This is a genomic window from Burkholderia pyrrocinia (genome assembly GCF_022809715.1).
GTDB lineage: Bacteria > Pseudomonadota > Gammaproteobacteria > Burkholderiales > Burkholderiaceae > Burkholderia > Burkholderia pyrrocinia_C.
In genome coordinates this window covers 1,851,568-1,868,563 of record NZ_CP094459.1, presented here as the reverse complement: position 1 = coordinate 1,868,563, position 16,996 = coordinate 1,851,568, and the positions used below count along the sequence as shown (strand labels likewise).

The 16,996-nt window shown below is 66.4% G+C and carries 15 protein-coding genes; 6 read left to right on the top strand and 9 right to left on the bottom strand.

The window, feature by feature from the left end:
- Positions 1–47 precede the first annotated feature (47 nt).
- From MRS60_RS08680 to MRS60_RS08640, 9 genes are all read right to left on the bottom strand, one after another.
- Positions 48–1,223, bottom strand: a complete 1,176-nt coding sequence (locus MRS60_RS08680; protein WP_034184193.1) for an ABC transporter substrate-binding protein — start codon at positions 1,221–1,223, stop codon at positions 48–50.
- A 380-nt stretch (positions 1,224–1,603) separates the two neighbouring features.
- Positions 1,604–1,990, bottom strand: a complete 387-nt coding sequence (locus MRS60_RS08675; protein ID WP_243564538.1) for a type II toxin-antitoxin system death-on-curing family toxin — start codon at positions 1,988–1,990, stop codon at positions 1,604–1,606.
- Between the two features lies 1 nt (position 1,991).
- On the bottom strand, positions 1,992–2,240 hold the full coding sequence (locus MRS60_RS08670; protein WP_243564537.1) for a hypothetical protein: 249 nt from the start codon (positions 2,238–2,240) through the stop codon (positions 1,992–1,994).
- A 52-nt stretch (positions 2,241–2,292) separates the two neighbouring features.
- Complete coding sequence (locus MRS60_RS08665; protein ID WP_243564536.1) at positions 2,293–2,877, bottom strand: RBBP9/YdeN family alpha/beta hydrolase; 585 nt, start codon at positions 2,875–2,877, stop codon at positions 2,293–2,295.
- A gap of 17 nt (positions 2,878–2,894) precedes the next feature.
- A complete protein-coding gene (locus MRS60_RS08660; protein WP_243564535.1) occupies positions 2,895–4,220 on the bottom strand; it encodes an MFS transporter in 1,326 nt (441 codons plus the stop codon).
- Positions 4,221–4,376: 156 nt separating this feature from the next.
- Positions 4,377–5,432 (bottom strand): 3-keto-5-aminohexanoate cleavage protein, encoded by a 1,056-nt coding sequence (locus tag MRS60_RS08655; RefSeq protein ID WP_243564534.1) that lies wholly within the window; start codon positions 5,430–5,432, stop codon positions 4,377–4,379.
- Between the two features lie 117 nt (positions 5,433–5,549).
- Entirely contained in the window at positions 5,550–6,398 is an 849-nt protein-coding gene (locus tag MRS60_RS08650) for a TauD/TfdA dioxygenase family protein (protein ID WP_105390162.1), read from the bottom strand.
- Between the two features lie 10 nt (positions 6,399–6,408).
- On the bottom strand, positions 6,409–7,389 hold the full coding sequence (locus MRS60_RS08645) for a quinone oxidoreductase family protein (RefSeq protein WP_243564533.1): 981 nt from the start codon (positions 7,387–7,389) through the stop codon (positions 6,409–6,411).
- A gap of 18 nt (positions 7,390–7,407) precedes the next feature.
- On the bottom strand, positions 7,408–8,340 hold the full coding sequence (locus MRS60_RS08640; RefSeq protein WP_243564532.1) for a universal stress protein: 933 nt from the start codon (positions 8,338–8,340) through the stop codon (positions 7,408–7,410).
- A 250-nt stretch (positions 8,341–8,590) separates the two neighbouring features.
- On the opposite strand from MRS60_RS08640, the gene MRS60_RS08635 reads away from it, so the two are divergent.
- From MRS60_RS08635 to MRS60_RS08610, 6 genes are all read left to right on the top strand, one after another.
- Entirely contained in the window at positions 8,591–11,284 is a 2,694-nt protein-coding gene (locus tag MRS60_RS08635) for a LuxR C-terminal-related transcriptional regulator (RefSeq protein WP_243564531.1), read from the top strand.
- A 353-nt stretch (positions 11,285–11,637) separates the two neighbouring features.
- On the top strand, positions 11,638–12,762 hold the full coding sequence (locus tag MRS60_RS08630; RefSeq protein ID WP_243564530.1) for a porin: 1,125 nt from the start codon (positions 11,638–11,640) through the stop codon (positions 12,760–12,762).
- A 206-nt stretch (positions 12,763–12,968) separates the two neighbouring features.
- Positions 12,969–13,673, top strand: a complete 705-nt coding sequence (locus tag MRS60_RS08625) for a glutathione S-transferase N-terminal domain-containing protein (RefSeq protein WP_131947055.1) — start codon at positions 12,969–12,971, stop codon at positions 13,671–13,673.
- A gap of 594 nt (positions 13,674–14,267) precedes the next feature.
- A complete protein-coding gene (locus MRS60_RS08620) occupies positions 14,268–15,290 on the top strand; it encodes an extracellular catalytic domain type 2 short-chain-length polyhydroxyalkanoate depolymerase (protein WP_243564529.1) in 1,023 nt (340 codons plus the stop codon).
- A gap of 438 nt (positions 15,291–15,728) precedes the next feature.
- The gene (locus MRS60_RS08615) at positions 15,729–16,418 is read left to right on the top strand and encodes a hypothetical protein (RefSeq protein ID WP_243564528.1); all 690 of its coding nucleotides are present in this window, start codon (positions 15,729–15,731) and stop codon (positions 16,416–16,418) included.
- 118 nt (positions 16,419–16,536) lie between these two features.
- Positions 16,537–16,764 carry a hypothetical protein gene (locus tag MRS60_RS08610; protein ID WP_243564527.1) on the top strand — a complete coding sequence of 76 codons (228 nt, stop codon included), beginning with the start codon at positions 16,537–16,539 and terminating at the stop codon, positions 16,762–16,764.
- Positions 16,765–16,996 lie beyond the last annotated feature (232 nt).

Genomic DNA, 16,996 nt, shown 5'->3' with positions numbered 1-16,996 from the left:
CGCGAACTCCATGCACGCGGGCGCCGCGGCGCCCGCCGGTTCAAGCGTCACTTCGACTTCTGCGAACCGATCTCGCGATCCCACTTCTGGAACGCGGCGACCATCGCCTGCGCGCTGAGCGGCTGCACGTGCGGGCGATCGGCGAGCAGCTTCACGTATTCGGGGCGGCCGAACTTGCGGATCACCTCCTGGCTGTGCGCGGGCGCCATCTCGAGCGTCACGCCCTTCACCGCCGGGCCCGGATAGAAATAGCCGTCGTCGTAGGTCATCGCCTGCTGCGCCGGTTCGAGCAGGAAGTTCATCAGCTTGAACAGCACGTCGAGCTTTTCCTTCGGCACGCCCTTCGGGATCACCATGTAGTGCGCGTCGTTGACCCACGTCATGTTGTCGAACGCCTGGACCCGGAACTCGGCCGGCACGATGCCGAGCGCGCGCGGATTGAGGTCCCAGCCGGTGACGGTCACGGTCATGTCGCGGGTGCCCTCGCCGAGCTCCTTCATCACGGCCGACGTGCCGCCCGGGTAGTACGGGACGCAGTCGTTCAGCGCCTTCAGGAACGCCCAGGTCTTGTCCCAGCCGTTGATCGGGTCCTGCGGGTTCTTGTCGCCGAGCACGTACGGCAGCCCCATCAGGAACGTGCGGCCGGGGCCCGAATTCGCCGGGCGCGCGTAGATCAGCTTGTTCGGGTGCGCCTTGCACCATGCGAGCAGCTGGTCGGGCGTCTTCGGCGGGTCGCTCACCTTCGCCGGGTTGTATTCGAGCAGCGGGCCGGCCGGCATGTAGGTGACGGCGAGGCCGAAGCCCTGCGCGAGATCCTGCATCTTGCGCGGGCCGGGCGCGTATCGGTCGAGCACGCCGGGGAACGCGGCCGCGTTGTCGGGCAGGAGTTTCTGCCACAGGTTCTGCTCGATGCCGGCGGCCAGCGCGTCGGTGCCCGTCAGCACGAGGTCGATGTCGGAGCGCCCGGCCGCCTGCATCGCCTTGATCTTGCCCGGCAACTGCGGCGCCGGCGCATTCGTGAACGTGACGTTCGATACGAGGTTCGGGTTCTTTTCCCTGAACGCTTCGATGGCCTTCTGCGTGAGCTGCAGGTTGCCCGCGACGTCGACGATGTTCAGCGACACGGGCGCGGCAACGGCCGTCGCGGCCCCTGCCGCCGTCAGCGTGAAGCCCAGCGCGACGGCAATCCGGCGGGCACGGCGCGCGATCGTGGTTGTGTTCATGTCTCCTCGCTTCGGTCGGTGGATGGGACCTTTCTTTCGGGAAATCATGACGGCGTTATACGATGTCGGTCAACAAAAAACCATGACGCGCGGGGCGGGACTTTCCCTGACAAAAACCCTTCTGCGATGACGTGATTCGACAGGCCGAACGGATATAGGGTGCGCTGCGGCGGGTTGTGTGAAGTGTGTTAAGACATCGTATGTCGGCGCGAGAGCTGAATCGGGCTGGTGTGCCGGGAACGCCCGGCCGGCGTGTTTCGCGGGAAGGATGAAAGGTCGACTGGATACCCGGAAGACGTATCGAGCCCGTTCGTCCGTCAGGTTATCGGCGCGCGGTCACCAGGACGATGCCGCAGAGCATGGCTGCGCGAGGCGTGGTTTCAACGAGACAGGGACAATTCCCAGACCGCACTGAAATACTCGGCCAGTTCCTCGCTCGTTACGCTGCCGTCGGCGACATCGACCATGAGGTCTTCGAGATCGGCAAGGCGAGGAATCGAGACACCTTGCCGCTCCATATACGTCAACGCGCAAGTGAGGCCGGTCCGCTTGTTTGCATCGTTGAACACATGGCCGCGCGCGATTGCGACTGCATAGGTCGAGGCAATACCGAACACGTCATCAAGGCCCGCGTAATGAACATGATTTTCAACGCGATGCAAGGCGGCCTCGACGCCGCCTCGGCCGGCATGAGCGAAACCGCTGAGGCCGCCGAGATCCCGGATGATCTCGTCATGAATGGTGATGACGTAATCGAGATCCAGCAAATCAGCGATCCTTCAGCGCGATCAGCACGTCCCGGTGTTCGGTAATGACTTTTCGCGCTGCACGCAGCACGTCGCCTTTCTCGGTTTCGGTCGAGACCTTGACCTCCGCCGTCGGGCGAATGATCGTGCGAGGTTTCAGCTCGACTCCGTACAGCGTTTTCCTTTTGGGAGCCATGACAGATTTCCGATAAAAAGTAATAGTAATCAGCCACTTATCTGCGGCCACACTATTAATAATCATAACATCCAACGAGCCGCCTCAGGATGTCTGCACCGGCAAACGATGCCGACGTGTCAATCCGTCACTTCAGAGCGCTTTCGCCAAGCGCCACGACTTCTCCGATCAGCCGTTCCGCGTCACGCCACTCCCCATACCCCGACGCCGGGTTCAGGTGCCCGACCTCGCCAAGATCGACGAGCCTGCTGCCCCACCCGGCCGCCAGCGCCTCGACGCGTTCGAAGCGCGCGAGCGGATCGTTGCGGCTTGCGGCGACGAGGCTCGGGAACGGCAGCCGTGCGGTCGGCACGGGCGTCCAGCCGTGCGCATCGATCGCATCGGGCGCCGGATAGCCGGCCGGCATCGGCGTATCGAGATCGGCCGGCGCCGCGAGCAGCGCGCCGTGGATCGCACGCGTGGCCTGCCGTGCCCAGTGCACGGTGATCATCACGCCCGCGCTGTGCGCGACGAGAATCACCGGGCCGTCGATCTCGGCCAGCGCTGCGTCGAGCGCCGCGACGCGCGCGGCGCGGCTCAGCTTGTCGGCTTCCAGCGGCGCGACCGAGCGTGCGTTCGGCATGCGCCGTTCGAGGTGCGTCTGCCAGTGGTCTTCGACGTGATCGCGCAAGCCGGGCACGATCAGGATGGTGGGCGTGGTCGCCAGGGTCATGCAGCCTCCGGGAGGGTTCAGGAAAGGTGTGTCGCGCGCCGTTCGCGTTCGACGCGCACGAGATCGGCCGCGTAGCTCGCGCGTCCGATCGCGAACAGCACGGCGGCCGCGAGCGGCACGACGGGAATCCATTGCAGTGCGCCGACGAGCCCGGCGCGATCGGCCACCCACCCCGTCAGCAGCGGGCCCGGGGCCATGCCGAGCAGGTTGTTGGCGAGCGTGAGCGTCGCGAATGCCGATGCGTGGATCGCGGCCGGCGTCAGGTTCGCGACCATCGCGCCCGATGCGCCGGACGCGCCCGCGCCGACCAGCATGCCCGCGCAGATCAGCGCGAGTTGCAGCGGCCCGGGCGGCAGCCGGAACGCGACTGCGAGGCAGGCGCCCGTCAGCACGCAGTACGCGATCGCGGTCAGCCATTTGCGCGAACCGTCGGTGCGGCCGACGCGATCGGTGACGATGCCGCAGCCGACCATCCCGACGCCCGCGAGCAGCACGAAGCCGGCCGCGAGCACGGCGGCACGGTCGGGTGCCATCGCGTAGTAGCGGTTCAGGTAGCTCGGCAGCCATGCGAACAGCGCGCCCGGCACGAACAGGTGCAGCCCGCTGCCGAGATACGCGCAGATCACCGAGCGCGACGCGAACAGCCCGGACATCAGCGCACGCACGCTGCCGCGCAGGTCGCGCGGCCCGGCATCGCGCCGGCACGGCTCGACGCGGCACGCGGCGAGCCGCCGTTCGGTCACCACGCAGCGATACGCGACGAGCAAAACGATGCCGAGCGCGGCCATCACGCCGAACGACCAGCGCCAGCCGAGATGCGCGCCGACCAGCCCGCCGAGCGCCATCCCGAACACGGAGCCGAACGCGCCGCCGGCCATGAACGCGCCGGTCAGCGTCGCGCGCAGGCGGGCCGGAAAGATGCTGAGGATCAGCGCGACGCCGACGCTGCCGTACGCTGCTTCGCCGAGCCCGACGAGGCCGCGCGCCACCAGCATTTCGGCGTAGTTGGTCGACAGCGCGCAGCCGAGCGTCGCGACGCTCCACAGCGCGGCCATCAGCACGATGCTGCGCACGCGCCCGAAGCGGTCGGCGAGCACCGACAGCGGAAACGTCAGCAGGCCGACCAGCAGCGCGACGACGCCGCTCAACGAACCGAGCTGCGTGTCCGACAGGTTCCACGCGTGCTTGAGCAGCGGAAACACCGCGTTGAGCACCTGCCGCGACATGTAATCCGACAGCAGCAGGCCGACGGTCAGCCCGAACACGAGCCACGCGTACGCAGGCGCGCGCCGCTCGGTGGCCGCCAGATCCTGCAGCGACGGCTCGACATGATGAATCAACATGCGTGTCTCCTCCGGCACCGGTGCGGCAACGCGCCGGCGCGGCTTGCGCGGCCCCGCTCCGTTCGTCGGAGCTTGCCTCGCGCGCTGCGCGAGGGTGGGTGCCGCACCACATCGATCGGCGGGCGGCGCTCGCGGGCCGCCCGGGTGCGCGGCGCGTCAGGCCGCGCGCAGCGGCACGCTCACCTGGCCCGGCCGGCGGTTCGGCGCCATCCCGAGCTGCGCGAGCGTTTCGTCGATACCGTCGTACTGCACGCCGATCCGGTAGATCGCCTTCGCCTCCTTGCCGGTCGCGATGTCGCGGCCGAGTTCGCGTGCGATGCGCGCACACTGCTCGACCTGCTGCACCGACGTCATCCGGTTGCCCTTCTGGTCGATGATCGTGTCCTCGATCCCGCAGCGCGGATGCAGGCCCAGCGCCATCGCGACCGTGTTGATCGGCAGCACGTTCTTCATCAGCGATTCGAGCGTGATGCACGCGCCGTCCGGGCAGCGCCGCACGAATTCCATGAAGTTGTACGGATTCGGGCCGTCGAAGCCGCCGCCGATGCCGACCCACGTGACGTTCAGCGGGCCGCGATAGACGCCGCGGCGGATGATCCGTTCGAGCGTTTCGAGCGCGTGCATGCCGGTGAGCTGGAAATGCGGCTGGATGCCGGCCGCCTGCAGCCGGCGCAGGTGTTCGTCGACCCAGCCGGGGCCGGCCGGCACGGTCATCTCGCGGTACGCGTCCCACAACGCGGCTTCGTTCAGCGACGTGCCGGCGATGTCCTTGCGGTTCATCAGCTCGGTGATGTTCATCTGCACGGTGTTGATCGCGACCGTCACCTGGTCGGGCTTCGGGCTCAGCTCGGCGAGCATGTGGCGCGTGTCGTCGGACAGCCATTTCGCTTCCGCGCCGTCGCCTTCCGGCGCGAACGAGATCGAGCCGCCCACCTGCAGGATCATGTCGGGCACCGCGTCGCGCAGCCGGCCGAGCAGCTCGTTGAACTTCGACAGCCGCTTGCTGCCCTTGCCGTCGAGCTCGCGCACGTGCAGGTGCAGCACCGTCGCGCCCGCGTTGTAGCAGTCGACGGCCTTCTGCACGTGCTCGTCCATCGTCACCGGAATGTCTTCCGGAAAATCGGCGGGCATCCATTCGGGGCCGTACGGCGCGACCGTGATGACTACCCTGTCCTGGTTTTCCGGGTGCAGCGAATCGTCGAGAAATTGCATGTCGTCCTCCAGTGGAAATCGTTGTATTCGGGCGTACGGGCGTGCGTATCCCGCCGCGCCGGGCGGCGGGCCCGGCGCGTTGTGTGGGGTTGCGAATCGATTACGGTGCGGGCGCGCTCAGAACGGCACGTCGCCGACGATGCCCGCGCGCTCCATCTTGCGCACGCACGGCGGGTAGTCCATCACCGCGTAATGCTGGGTGCTGCGGTTGTCCCAGATCGCGACGCTGTTTTTCTTCCAGCGCCAGCGCACCTGGTATTCGGGGATGTAAGCCTGGCTGATCAGGTATTGCAGCAACTGGCCGGCGCCGGGGTTCGCGTCCTGTCCGAAGCGCACGCGCTGCGGCGTGTGGAAGTTCGTGAAATGCGTCGCGAACGCATTCACGTACAGCACCTTCTCGCCGGTTTCGGGATGCGTGCGCACGACCGGATGCTCGGCGTCCGGATACTGCGCCTTCAGCGCGAGGCGCTTGTCGATCGGCATCGCCGCGCCGAAGCTGGCCTCGATGCTGTGGCGCGCGCGCAAGTCGCCGATCTGCTGCTTCACGTGTTCCGGCAGGCGCTCGTACGCGAGCACCATGTTCGCCCACATCGTGTCGCCGCCGACCGGCGGACCCTCGATGCAGCGCAGCACGCAGCCGAACGGCGGCGCCACGCGCCAGCTCGCATCGCTGTGCCACGCATTCTCGTAGCGGTCGTTCGGCTGGTCGGGCGACTTGTAGATCCGCACGAGCCCCGGATGCTCGGGATCGCTGCCGGCGACCGGGTGATCCTCGAGTTCGCCGAAGCGCCGCGCGAACGCGACGTGCTCGGCGCGCGTGATGTCCTGGTCGCGCAGGAACAGCACGCGATGCCGGAGCAGCTGCGCGCGGATCTCGGCGAACAGGCCGTCGTCATGCACGGCGTCGGCGAGGCTCACATCCAGCAGTTCCGCGCCGATCGCGCAGGTCAGGGGTTCGACTCGCATGCGCGTCTCCTCAGACGATGAGCACAGACGAACCGGTCGTCTTGCGAGATTCGAGATCGCGGTGGGCTTGCGCGGCGTCCTGCAACGCATAACGCTGGTTGATCTCGATGCGGATGCGGCCGGCCGCGACATGCGCGAACAGTTCGCCGGCCAGGTCGTTCTTCTCGGCCGGGTCTGCGATATAGTCGGCCAGCGCCGGGCGCGTCAGGTACAGCGAGCCCTTCATCGCGAGGCGTTGCGGATCGAACGGCGGGATCGGGCCCGACGCGGTGCCGACGCATACCATCAGTCCGCGCCGCTTCAGCGAATCGAGCGAGCCTTCGAAGGTGTCCCGGCCGACGCTGTCGAACACGACGTCGACACCGGCGCCGTCCGTCAGTTCACGCACGCGTTTCGCGACATCCTCGCGGCTGTAGTCGATCGTATGGTCGCAGCCGTGCGCGCGGGCGATGTCGGCCTTGTGTTCGCTGGACACGGTGCCGATCACCTTGAGCCCGAGCAGCTTCGCCCATTGCGACACGATCAGCCCGACACCGCCGGCGGCCGCGTGCAGCAGCAGCGTGTCGCCCGGCGCGAACGCATGGATGCGGCGCAGCAGGTAGGCGGAGGTCAGCCCGCGCATCGTCATCGCCGCGGCGGTGTCGCACGCGATGCCGTCCGGCAGCCGGATCAGCGGCGCGGCCGGGATCAGCCGTTCGGTGCTGTACGCGCCGAGCGTGTTGATGAAGCCCGTGTAGGTCACGCGATCGCCGGCGGCGACGTTCGTCACGCCGGGGCCGACGGCCTCGACCACGCCGGCCGCCTCGACGCCGATGCCGGACGGCAGCGGCACCGGATACAGGCCGCTGCGGAAATAGGTATCGGCGAAGTTCAGGCCGACCGCCTCGTGCCGCAGGCGCACCTGGCCGGGGCCCGGGTCGCCGACGTCGACTGCTTCCCAGCGCAGCACGTCGGGGCCGCCGGTTTCGTGGAATCGCACTGCATGTGCCATCTTGTTCTCCGTATGGTGTCAGTCGGATGCGCGTCGCGCATCGTCGGGTTCGTTCGCGCCCGGCGGCGTCGCGGCTGCGCCGGCCGCCGGCGGTTCATCCAGTTCGGCCCAGTCGGCGTCGCCCAGGTAGCGCCGCGCAGCCGGGAAAATCACGCCTTCCATCCGCCCCATCTGCTCGAACGCGCCGTGTGCATAGCGCGCGAGCGCCGTGTCGAATGCGGCCGACGGCAGCCCGTCCTCGGCGGTCCGCGCCAGTGCGTCGAGCGCTTGCGCGTCGCGCTGCCGCTGGCGGTCGAGTTCGTCCAGTTCGGCCGCGACGCACTCCGCACGGGCACGCAATACCGCGAAGAGGCGCGCTTCGGCAGCCGTGCCGAAACGTGCGTTCTGCAGCGCGGCGAGCGACGCCAGCACACCCTGCGCGTCGACTGCTTGCCGCCGCGGCTCGTTCGCGGCTTCGCCGCACGCCATCAGCGCTTGCAGCAGCACGCCGACCGCGCGATGCGCATCGAGGCAGCGCGCCATCACGCGCGCCTCGGCCGGCGAACGCTGCGACGTGCATACGAGTACCGGCACGCCGCTCGTCGCCAGCAGGTGCTGGCGCCGCGCGCAGGTTGCCGCATCGGCATCGTGCGGCAGCGCCGCGACGCAGATCAGGTCGCAGCCGAGCTCGACGGCAAGCGAGCCGGGCGATGCGTCGCCGGCCGCCGGGTGGCCGGCCCCCGGATGGCCGGCCCCCGCGATCGCATGGGACAGACCCTGCGCCCGTGCGGCGGCTTCCACTTTCGCACCGTGTTCCGGCAGCCGCGCTCCGGATAAACGCGAGTCCGGCGCGGTGCCGGGCAGCACGAACGTGACCCGCGCGCCGACCGCACGGGCCAGTTCGAGCGCATGGCCGATCGCGTCGATGCCGCCGGGCGCGCCGTCGACCGTCACGAGCAGATGGCGGTACATCGCGCCGCTCCGCTTATCCGGCGGTCGGCGCGCTGCGCCGCGCGCCGGTCGATACGATCTTCATGGGTGCCCTCCTCGTGGCGTTCGTCATTCGTCATGCATTGGAACCCATGCTATCGGCGCGGCGCCGGTGCGGCCCCACTCGTCGCGGGGGGGATTGACGCGCGAACGCGGTTCGAACGATCCTTGCCCCCACGCCCACCCCGGACGCTGGCCCGCACGGCACCGCCGGATTCCGACTGCTGCCCCGATGGCCCACCCACCCGATCGCGCCGACGCGCCCCCCACCGAACTGGTCCTGAAGACGACCGCGCCGCGCGTGCCGGCGCAGTTGCTCGCGCGTGCGCGGCTGAGCCTCGCCGCGCCGGCTTTCGACGGCCGTCCGGTCACGCTCGTGCAGGCGCCGGCCGGCTACGGCAAGACGTCGCTGCTCGCGCAATGGCGCCGCGAAACCCTCGCGCTCGGCCGCGCGGTCGTGTGGCTGTCGGCCGACGAGCGCGACGACGCGCCGCGGCTGCTGCAGGGGCTCGTGCAGGCGGTGCGCACCGGCTGCGCGCGGCCCGGCTTCGGACGCCTGATCCCGGGCGGCGCGGCACGCGCGCTGGACGGCCTGACCGCGTGGCTGGCCGAAGTCGCGCAACTGTCGATCGACGCGCTGCTGATCGTCGACGACGCGGAGCGGCTGCCGGCCGCCGGCCTCGACGCGCTGACCTACGTGCTGCACAACGCGCCGCAAAACCTGCATGTGGTCGTCGCGGCGCGGCGCGGGCTCGATCACGCGGCCGGCGACCTGCTCGCCGGCGGGCAATGCACGCTCGCGGGCGCCGACTGGCTGCGCTTCACGCTCGACGAGACGATCGAGCTGGTCGGTGCGCGCTTCGCGCAGCGCGTCGACGCCGACGCGTGCGCGCGGCTGTTCGAACGCGTCGACGGCTGGCCGCTCGGGCTGCAGCTCGCGATGGCCGCGATGGCGCGCTCGGCCGATCCGCGCCAGGCCGTCGACGCGCTCGCCGCGCGCGTGGACGGCACGCGCGACCGGCTCGTCGAGCTGCTGCTCGCGAACCTGTCGGCCGACGACACCGCGTTCCTGACGCGCACGAGCGTCGCCGATCGCCTGCATCCGTCGCTGTGCGCCGCGCTGCTCGACGACGCGGGCGCGCCCGACCGGCTCGCGCGGCTCACGCGCGACACGCCGCTGTTCATTGCATCGGACGATTCGGACTGGTGCCGGCTGCATCCGCTCGTGCGCGACACGCTGCGCGACCGCCTGGCCGCGGGCCCGGAAGCAGAGCGCAGCGTGCTGCATGCGCGCGCGGCCGCGTGGCTCGACGCGCACGGGATGACCGAGGAAGCCGCGCGCCACGCGTATGCGGCCGGCCAGGTCGAGACCGCGTATGCGCTCGCGCAGCGCTGCCTCGAGGATGCGATCAAGCAGGGCCGCATCAACGACGTGCTCGACTGGCTCGCGCTGCTGCCCGACGCGGAGCTCGACAAGCGCCCGACGCTGCGGATCGCGGTCGCATGGGCGCTGGCGCTCGGCGAGCGCCATGTCGAGGCGCAGCGGCAGATCGCGGGCATCCTGGCCGACTCCGGCACGCCGGCCGCGATGCGCTACGAATGCGCGCTGATCCTCAGCGCGGCCGCGTATTACGCCGATGAAATCGATCGCTTCGTCGAACTGTTCGAACCTTGGGCCGACTTCACGCCGCCGGCGGCGACGTGGCTCGCGCAGATGCACGCGAACCGGCTGGCGGCACGCGCGATCATCGTCGGCGAACCGGCGCAGGCGCGCCGCTTCCAGCAGGCCGCGCCGCGCGGCGAGACGGCGGCCGGGTTCGGCTACGTCGCGCGCTGGGGCGAGCTGATCACGGGCCTGAGCTACCTGCGAGAAGGCCAGATCCGGCTCGCCGACGACGCGCTGTCGCCGGCGCTGGCACGCGCGGAAGCCGATCTCGGCCGCCGCCATCCGCTGACCTGCATGCTCGCGGCGATGTGCGCGGCGATCGCCTACGAGGCCGACCGCGTCGACCAGGCCGCCGCGCTGCTCGCGAACCGGCTCGACGTGCTCGAACACGCGGGCACGCCCGACACCGTGCTGCTCGGCTATCGCACCGCCGCGCGCATCGCGCTGCTGCGCGGCGTCGAGCACCGCGCGATCGACCTGCTCGAGGCGCTCGACGCGATGGGCGTCGCGCGCCGGCTGCCGCGCCTGTCGGTCGCCAGTCTCGCCGAGCAGGTGCGGATTCATGCGGCGCGCTATCGCGAGGCGACCTGCCATGCGCTCGTCGAGCGGATCGACGCGATCGCCGCGGCCGAGTTTCCGTCGCACGGGGCGCTGTGGCGGCGCCCCGTCGTGCTGCTGCAGGCGACCGCACATGCGGGCGCGGCGCTCGCCGCGCGCCGCTGGGACGACGCGTGCGCGGCGCTCGACGAAGCGGCCGTGCTGGCCCGCGAAATGAGCATGGGGCGCGAGCGCATCGAGATCATGGCACTCAGCGCGTTCGCGCTCGAGCAGTCGGGTGGCGGCGGCCGCGCGCTGCTCGACGAGGCGATGAACCTCGCGGACATGTTCGGGCTCACGCGCACGCTCGCCGACGCGCATCCGGCCGTCGCCGACTGGGCGCGCCGCGTCGGCGACGAGGCGACCGCCGGCGACGGCCCCGCGCGGCACGCGCTGCCGCAGCCGCGCATCGTGCCGCCCGCGCCGCGCGGCGCGGCCAGCCCGCGCGCGGTGCCGAGCGTCGTGCTGACGCCGAAGGAGCGTGCGATTCTCGAACTGCTCGCGCGCAACCTGTCGAACAAGGAAATCGCGGTCGCGCTCGCCGTCGGCGAGGAAACCGTGAAGTGGCACCTGAAGAACCTGTTCGGCAAGCTCGACGCCAGCTCGCGCAAGCATGCGGTGCGCCGCGCACTGGTGCTCGGGCTGCTCGAAAACGCGCCATGACGCGGGCCTGAAACGGCCTGCTCCGCCCGCATTGCGGCGTCGTTCGTCGCTGCAATAGCTGCGGCCATTGCGCTTCCTCTCTCCTTGCTCGCGCCCAAAGGAAGTCCCCTTCGGGGACGGGCTGAAACGCACGTTCGCAAGCCCGTTATTGGCGTGAACGGGCCCTAACCCCGTTCGATTCTCCGCAACCCTGCCCCCCGTGCATGGGGGGGAGCGGCCGCCCGCCGTTGCGTAGTCTTTCCGCACGGCTCGCGCCGGCGTCGCATGTGTCGCCTTCCCGCCTGCCCCGATGCTTCCCCGCTTCACCCGGCCGGGCTCGATCCCGTCCGGTCCAATACGACCCTGGAGACTTCATGAAGACGAAACTGGCCGCGCTCGCGGCGCTTGCCGGCTGTTCGGCGCTCGCTCACGCGCAATCCTCCGTCACGCTGTACGGCGTGGTCGACACGGGCCTGCTGTACCAGAGCACGTCGGCCGCGTCGTTCAGCCCGACCGCGCCGAATACCGGCAAGGTGTTCCGGATGAAGGACGGCGGCATCTATTCGAGCTTCTGGGGCATCAAGGGCAGCGAGGACATCGGCGGCGGCTACAAGATCAACTTCAAGCTGCAGGGTTCGTTCGACAGCGGCACCGGCAAGCTGCAACTGAGCGACACGCCGGGGGCTGTCGCGATCTTCAACCAGGTCGCGTCGCTCGGCGTGTCGGGCCCGTTCGGCACGTTCACGGCCGGCCGCCAGATCGTGCCGATGATCTACGCGATGGCCGACACCGACGTGCGCAACGCGCAGTTCTTCGGCAGCGTGCTGACCGCGTGGCTCGGCCTGAACACCGCGGCCGGCTGGCCGGGGACCAGCACCAACGGCGCGATCGGCGCGCTGTACGACAGCAATGCGCTCGTCTACCAGTCGCCGACGTTCGCGGGCGCGTCGATCGCGCTCGAATACGCGCCGGGCGGCGTCGCCGGGCAGTTCCAGGGCGGCACGCGCGAATCCGTCGTGCTCAAGTACTCGAACTACGGGCTGAACGCGTCCGCGCTCTATTACAACGGCCACGACACGAACCCGGCGCCGGGCATCGCGCCGACCGGCGTCGACAACAACCGCTTCATGTACTTCGGCGCGAAATACACGATCCGCGATTTCTCGGTGTCGGCGTCGTACGGCAACGGCAGGAATCCTGCGCATGCCGACAAGGTGAACCTCGACATGCTGTCGGCGGGCGTCGGCTATCGCTTCACGCCGGCGCTGCAGGTGACTTCCGCCGTGTACTACCTGAAGGACCGCAACCGTTCCGAGAACCGCTCGACGGCGGTCGTGCTCGCGGCCGACTACAGCCTGTCGAAGCGGTCGATGGTGTATGCGCAGGTCGGCCGCGTGAACAACCGCGGCACGATGGGCCAGATGCTCGTGTACGGGCAGCCGGTCGCGCCGGGTGTCGGCACGACAGCCGCGATGATCGGGCTGCGGCACAACTTCTGACGACGTGACGACCTGACGACCTGGCGCGGAATGGGCCAGGCGGCGCCCGGGTGCGAATCCCGGCCACCGCCTGCATCGATTCCGGGGATCGGCTACAGTGGGCGTTTTTCGGCGCGCTCCGGCGCCGTCGCCGCGCCGCGGATCGCGCGCGAGCGCGGCGGCAAGGCGGAGCGCGGATCACCCACCTCGTCGACGAGCGAACTTCCATGCCCGACCTGTCCGCCTTCCCGATCACGCAAAAGTGGCCGGCCCAGCATCCCGACCGTCTCCAGCTCTACTCGCTGCCGACGCCGAACGGCGTCAAGGTGTCGATCATGCTCGAGGAAACCGGCCTGCCGTACGAGCCGCACCTCGTGCGCTTCGACACGAACGACCAGTTGTCGCCCGCGTTCCTGTCGCTGAACCCGAACAACAAGATCCCGGCGATCATCGATCCGAACGGCCCCGACGGCAAGCCGCTGCCGCTGTTCGAATCGGGCGCGATCCTGATCTATCTCGCGGACAAGACCGGCCAGTTGATCCCGAAGGATCTCGCCGGCCGCTACGAGACGATCCAGTGGGTGATGTTCCAGATGGGCGGCATCGGCCCGATGTTCGGCCAGGTCGGCTTCTTCCACAAGTTCGCCGGCCGCGACTACGAGGACAAGCGCCCGCGCGACCGCTACGTCGACGAGTCGAAGCGCCTGCTCGCCGTGCTCGACGCGCATCTCGCGAACCGCAAATGGATGATGGGCGACACGTACACGATCGCCGACATCGCGATCTTCCCGTGGGTGCGCAACCTCGTCGGCTTCTACGAAGCGGGCGATCTGGTCGGCTTCAGCGAATTCCGGCACGTCGCGCGGGCGCTCGACGCGTTCGTCGCGCGTCCGGCCGTCGCGCGCGGGCTCAATATCCCGGCACGAGGCTGACCGGCGGCGCGGGCGCACCGTGTGCCGCCCGCAGTCTGCGGACTTGAACCGCCCGCCGCATTGTGCGGCGGGCTTTGGGGGGCATTGCGAATTTCCAGGGAACGCTGGGAAGACCGTCGGTGTTTGGCCAACAAGAGCCGGTCGAGTTTGCATACAAAACGGTACAAAACTGTCGATTGCGTTGCGCCGCAATCGAAGACGCCAAGATGCCCCGGATGACAGTAATACGACGAGGTTGCAAATCTCACACACAAAAAAGAATACGGGGTTGACGGTTTTTTTACGTCGATGATGCTTCATCATACGAATTTCGCACCCCACTCAAGCCCTCAAACGCGCCAGATCGGCACAGTGGCGGCATGACGGTGACGGAGCCGCGGAAATCGGCCATCGATGTGTCGCCTATATCGTGGTCGCCGCGGCGGCTGTTGTCGGTCCGATCGAGGTTGCGGTCCTTCGTGCGGGATGCGTGACCGCGTACGCAACGTACTGGGCCGAGCGCATTGCACAGCCGCGACGAACGGCAAGGTTTCTCAGCAAGTCGTCCTTTCGCTCGACGTCCGTTTCATTCGCTATGCCACAGGAGGTATCACGATGAAATTGCATCCTCGCCTCGCCATTACCGCTCTTGCGCTCGCTGCTGCCCTAACCCATGCCGCGCTGGCCGCTGATGCGCTGCCGTCGTACCACGGTGACCCGTCGCAGACGTCGGTGTCCGGCCTGTCGTCGGGTGCCTTCATGGCGGTCCAGTACCAGGTCGCGTACTCCGGTTCCGTAGTCGGGGCTGGCGTGGTCGCCGGCGGTCCGTACTACTGCGCGGCAGGGAACTTGTTTAACGCCTCGATCTGCATGGGACAGGTACCGTTCGTTCCGCCGAACTCGACGCTGATGGTAACCGCCGCCGCAGGCTTTGCTTCGCTGAATCAGATTGACCCACTATCGAACCTTCAGAAGGCGCGGATCTACGTGTTCAGCGGAACGAAAGACACAGTTGTCTACCAACAGGCAGTCGACTCGACAGTGTCGTTCTTCAAGGAGGCCGGCGTCCCTGCGTCGAACCTGAAGTACGTGAATAACGTGCCGGCTGGTCACGCATTCATTACACCGTCGTTCGGCAACATGTGTGCTGACAATGCGCCTCCATACATCAGCCACTGCGAGGTCGGCAAGCAGAGGTACGACCAGGCCGGCGCGTTGCTGCAGTACATCTACGGCCCTTTAAAGCCGCCAGCGAAGAGCCTGACCGGGAGAATCGTGCCGTTCAGTCAGCGCGAATTCGCAGCATCTGCGACCGGCATGGCGGACACGGGATTCGTCTACGTGCCTAAGTCGTGCGATCAGGGAGCGGCGTGCAAGGTTCACGTCGCATTCCATGGATGCAAGCAGTCGGCAGCGGTGGTTGGCGACGATTTCTATGAAAAGACCAACTACAACTACTGGGCCGACACGAACAACATCCTCGTTCTGTATCCGCAGGTGAATGCGTCCACGATCCCGTTCAATCCGCAAGGTTGCTGGGACTGGTTCGGTTATACGGGTCCCGATTACGCGGTGAAATCGGGTTCCCAGCTTACTGCGGTTAACGCCATGGTCGGCCGACTGCTCTCCAAGCCGTAACGCGCGAGCACGTGTGTGCTCACACGGTGAGTTCAATGCCATACAGAAGAATCCGGACACGGCGAGATTTACGATTCTCATGATTCCTTCCGCGCCGCGACGTCAGCCATCTGTACGACCGCATCGGAGCGGATTGACCGTCGCTTGTGGGTCGATCTGCGCCGGTCGCGCGTCACAGGGCGGCGGCCGGCGGCGTTCGGCCAGGAGCGGACTGTGGCTGAATCGCCCGAACCTGCCGTACAATGCCATTGAAAGTTTTTAATCGTTTGCAGGGTTTGGCGGAATGTTGAGTAGTACGTGCCGGCAAAGAGCGTCCACGGACGTAATTTAAAAACAATGGGGTGAGCTGATGAACGTCACCAAGGTATACGTCACGAATCCGAGAAACCCTGAAAAATTGACGTCCGCCTCACGTTAGAGCACACAGGAAAATTCTTCATGTCTGTAGCGAAAATACCCCCGGCAAACGTCACAAAGCCAGAGACTTTCATCCTTGAGTCCCTTGAGCACGAGGACGAAAAAGAAGCACGCCTTGATGGAAAGATTCTCTACGAGGTTTTGAAACTTCATGGAAAAAAGCCGCTCTACTACTACTTTCGCACCCAACGAGAGTTAATTGAGTTTGCCAGGATTTTTAGAGAGTCCGGTTATCGATACCTTCATTTGTCCTGTCATGGAGGCGATGACATCGTTCAGTACACCTTCGGAAACTCTAACTACAAAGACTTTGCGAAAATATTTGAAAAAAAACTACATAACCGCCGGCTCTTTGTTTCAGGCTGCAATCTTGGCAACACGAATTTTGCGAACGAGGTATTCGAAACCAACGGCGGCATGTACTCGATTACAGCCCCGACAAAGAAAGTTTATTTTCATCAGTCTGTTTCCTTTTGGTCAGCGTTCTACTACATGATGTACGCGTGGGACGACACGATGATGAAGAAGAAAAGACTTAATCAAGTTCTCACGCAGCTCACCACGATTTTCGAGATGCCTCTTGCGCACTATTTTCGCGACATGGGTCAAGGGGCGGCAGTAGTGGAGCAACTGTTTTCTGCTAAACGTGAAAATCTCGACACTCTCAAGACAAAGGCCGCCGCACTGCCAGGAGAAACTATTTCGCTCTAAGAATTCCGCCGAGAGGAGCGGCCCATAAGCTGCGCTTGTGGCTTCCCTTCTCGGCTTCGCCGCTACGGCGGTCCCGCACGTCAAACGTAGACACTCACTTTTTTATGACGGAGCATTTATGAACCTCAACATCAAGATTTTAAAAAAGGGGGACGCCGTGATTAGCGTGTTGCCCTATGAAGGAAATGTTGCCATTGCAGTCAAGAGAAAACTAGGGCATGTAGAAATTGTATTGATTTCAAAGAATTCTGATGGCTTACCGGAAATATCGTCAACGTGGTCTATTGGCGAGGGCGACAATGAAATCGAAATTCGAGACGGTGATATGCAAGTTTCTACATTCTAGAGGCCCACAAAATGAAGTGTGGAGCATGCGGACTTGAAGGTCACAACCGCAGGACATGCCCGAGTGCAAATAACACGAGCCCAGGAATCAGGGACAGGGCTTTAATTCTTCGCATCGACGGAATGACACGAAGCGAGCAGGATAAAATGCATATCGAGATTGTGAAGTTAAAGAAGCGCATCACAGCCGACGAAGCAAAAGCTACATTGATTGAGGGAAATAGCAGAGAATT

Excerpts from the sequence above, each read along its gene's own strand:
- MRS60_RS08625 (WP_131947055.1), top strand. The coding sequence starts at position 12,969 with ATGCCCGACCTGTCCGCCTTCCCGATCACGCAAAAGTGGCCGGCCCAG.
- MRS60_RS08615 (WP_243564528.1), top strand. The coding sequence starts at position 15,729 with ATGTCTGTAGCGAAAATACCCCCGGCAAACGTCACAAAGCCAGAGACT.
- MRS60_RS08655 (WP_243564534.1), bottom strand. The coding sequence starts at position 5,432 with ATGCAATTTCTCGACGATTCGCTGCACCCGGAAAACCAGGACAGGGTA.
- MRS60_RS08630 (WP_243564530.1), top strand. The coding sequence starts at position 11,638 with ATGAAGACGAAACTGGCCGCGCTCGCGGCGCTTGCCGGCTGTTCGGCG.
- MRS60_RS08620 (WP_243564529.1), top strand. The coding sequence starts at position 14,268 with ATGAAATTGCATCCTCGCCTCGCCATTACCGCTCTTGCGCTCGCTGCT.
- MRS60_RS08635 (WP_243564531.1), top strand. The coding sequence starts at position 8,591 with ATGGCCCACCCACCCGATCGCGCCGACGCGCCCCCCACCGAACTGGTC.
- MRS60_RS08610 (WP_243564527.1), top strand. The coding sequence starts at position 16,537 with ATGAACCTCAACATCAAGATTTTAAAAAAGGGGGACGCCGTGATTAGC.
- MRS60_RS08650 (WP_105390162.1), bottom strand. The coding sequence starts at position 6,398 with ATGCGAGTCGAACCCCTGACCTGCGCGATCGGCGCGGAACTGCTGGAT.
- MRS60_RS08680 (WP_034184193.1), bottom strand. The coding sequence starts at position 1,223 with ATGAACACAACCACGATCGCGCGCCGTGCCCGCCGGATTGCCGTCGCG.
- MRS60_RS08665 (WP_243564536.1), bottom strand. The coding sequence starts at position 2,877 with ATGACCCTGGCGACCACGCCCACCATCCTGATCGTGCCCGGCTTGCGC.
- MRS60_RS08660 (WP_243564535.1), bottom strand. The coding sequence starts at position 4,220 with ATGTTGATTCATCATGTCGAGCCGTCGCTGCAGGATCTGGCGGCCACC.
- MRS60_RS08640 (WP_243564532.1), bottom strand. The coding sequence starts at position 8,340 with ATGTACCGCCATCTGCTCGTGACGGTCGACGGCGCGCCCGGCGGCATC.
- MRS60_RS08645 (WP_243564533.1), bottom strand. The coding sequence starts at position 7,389 with ATGGCACATGCAGTGCGATTCCACGAAACCGGCGGCCCCGACGTGCTG.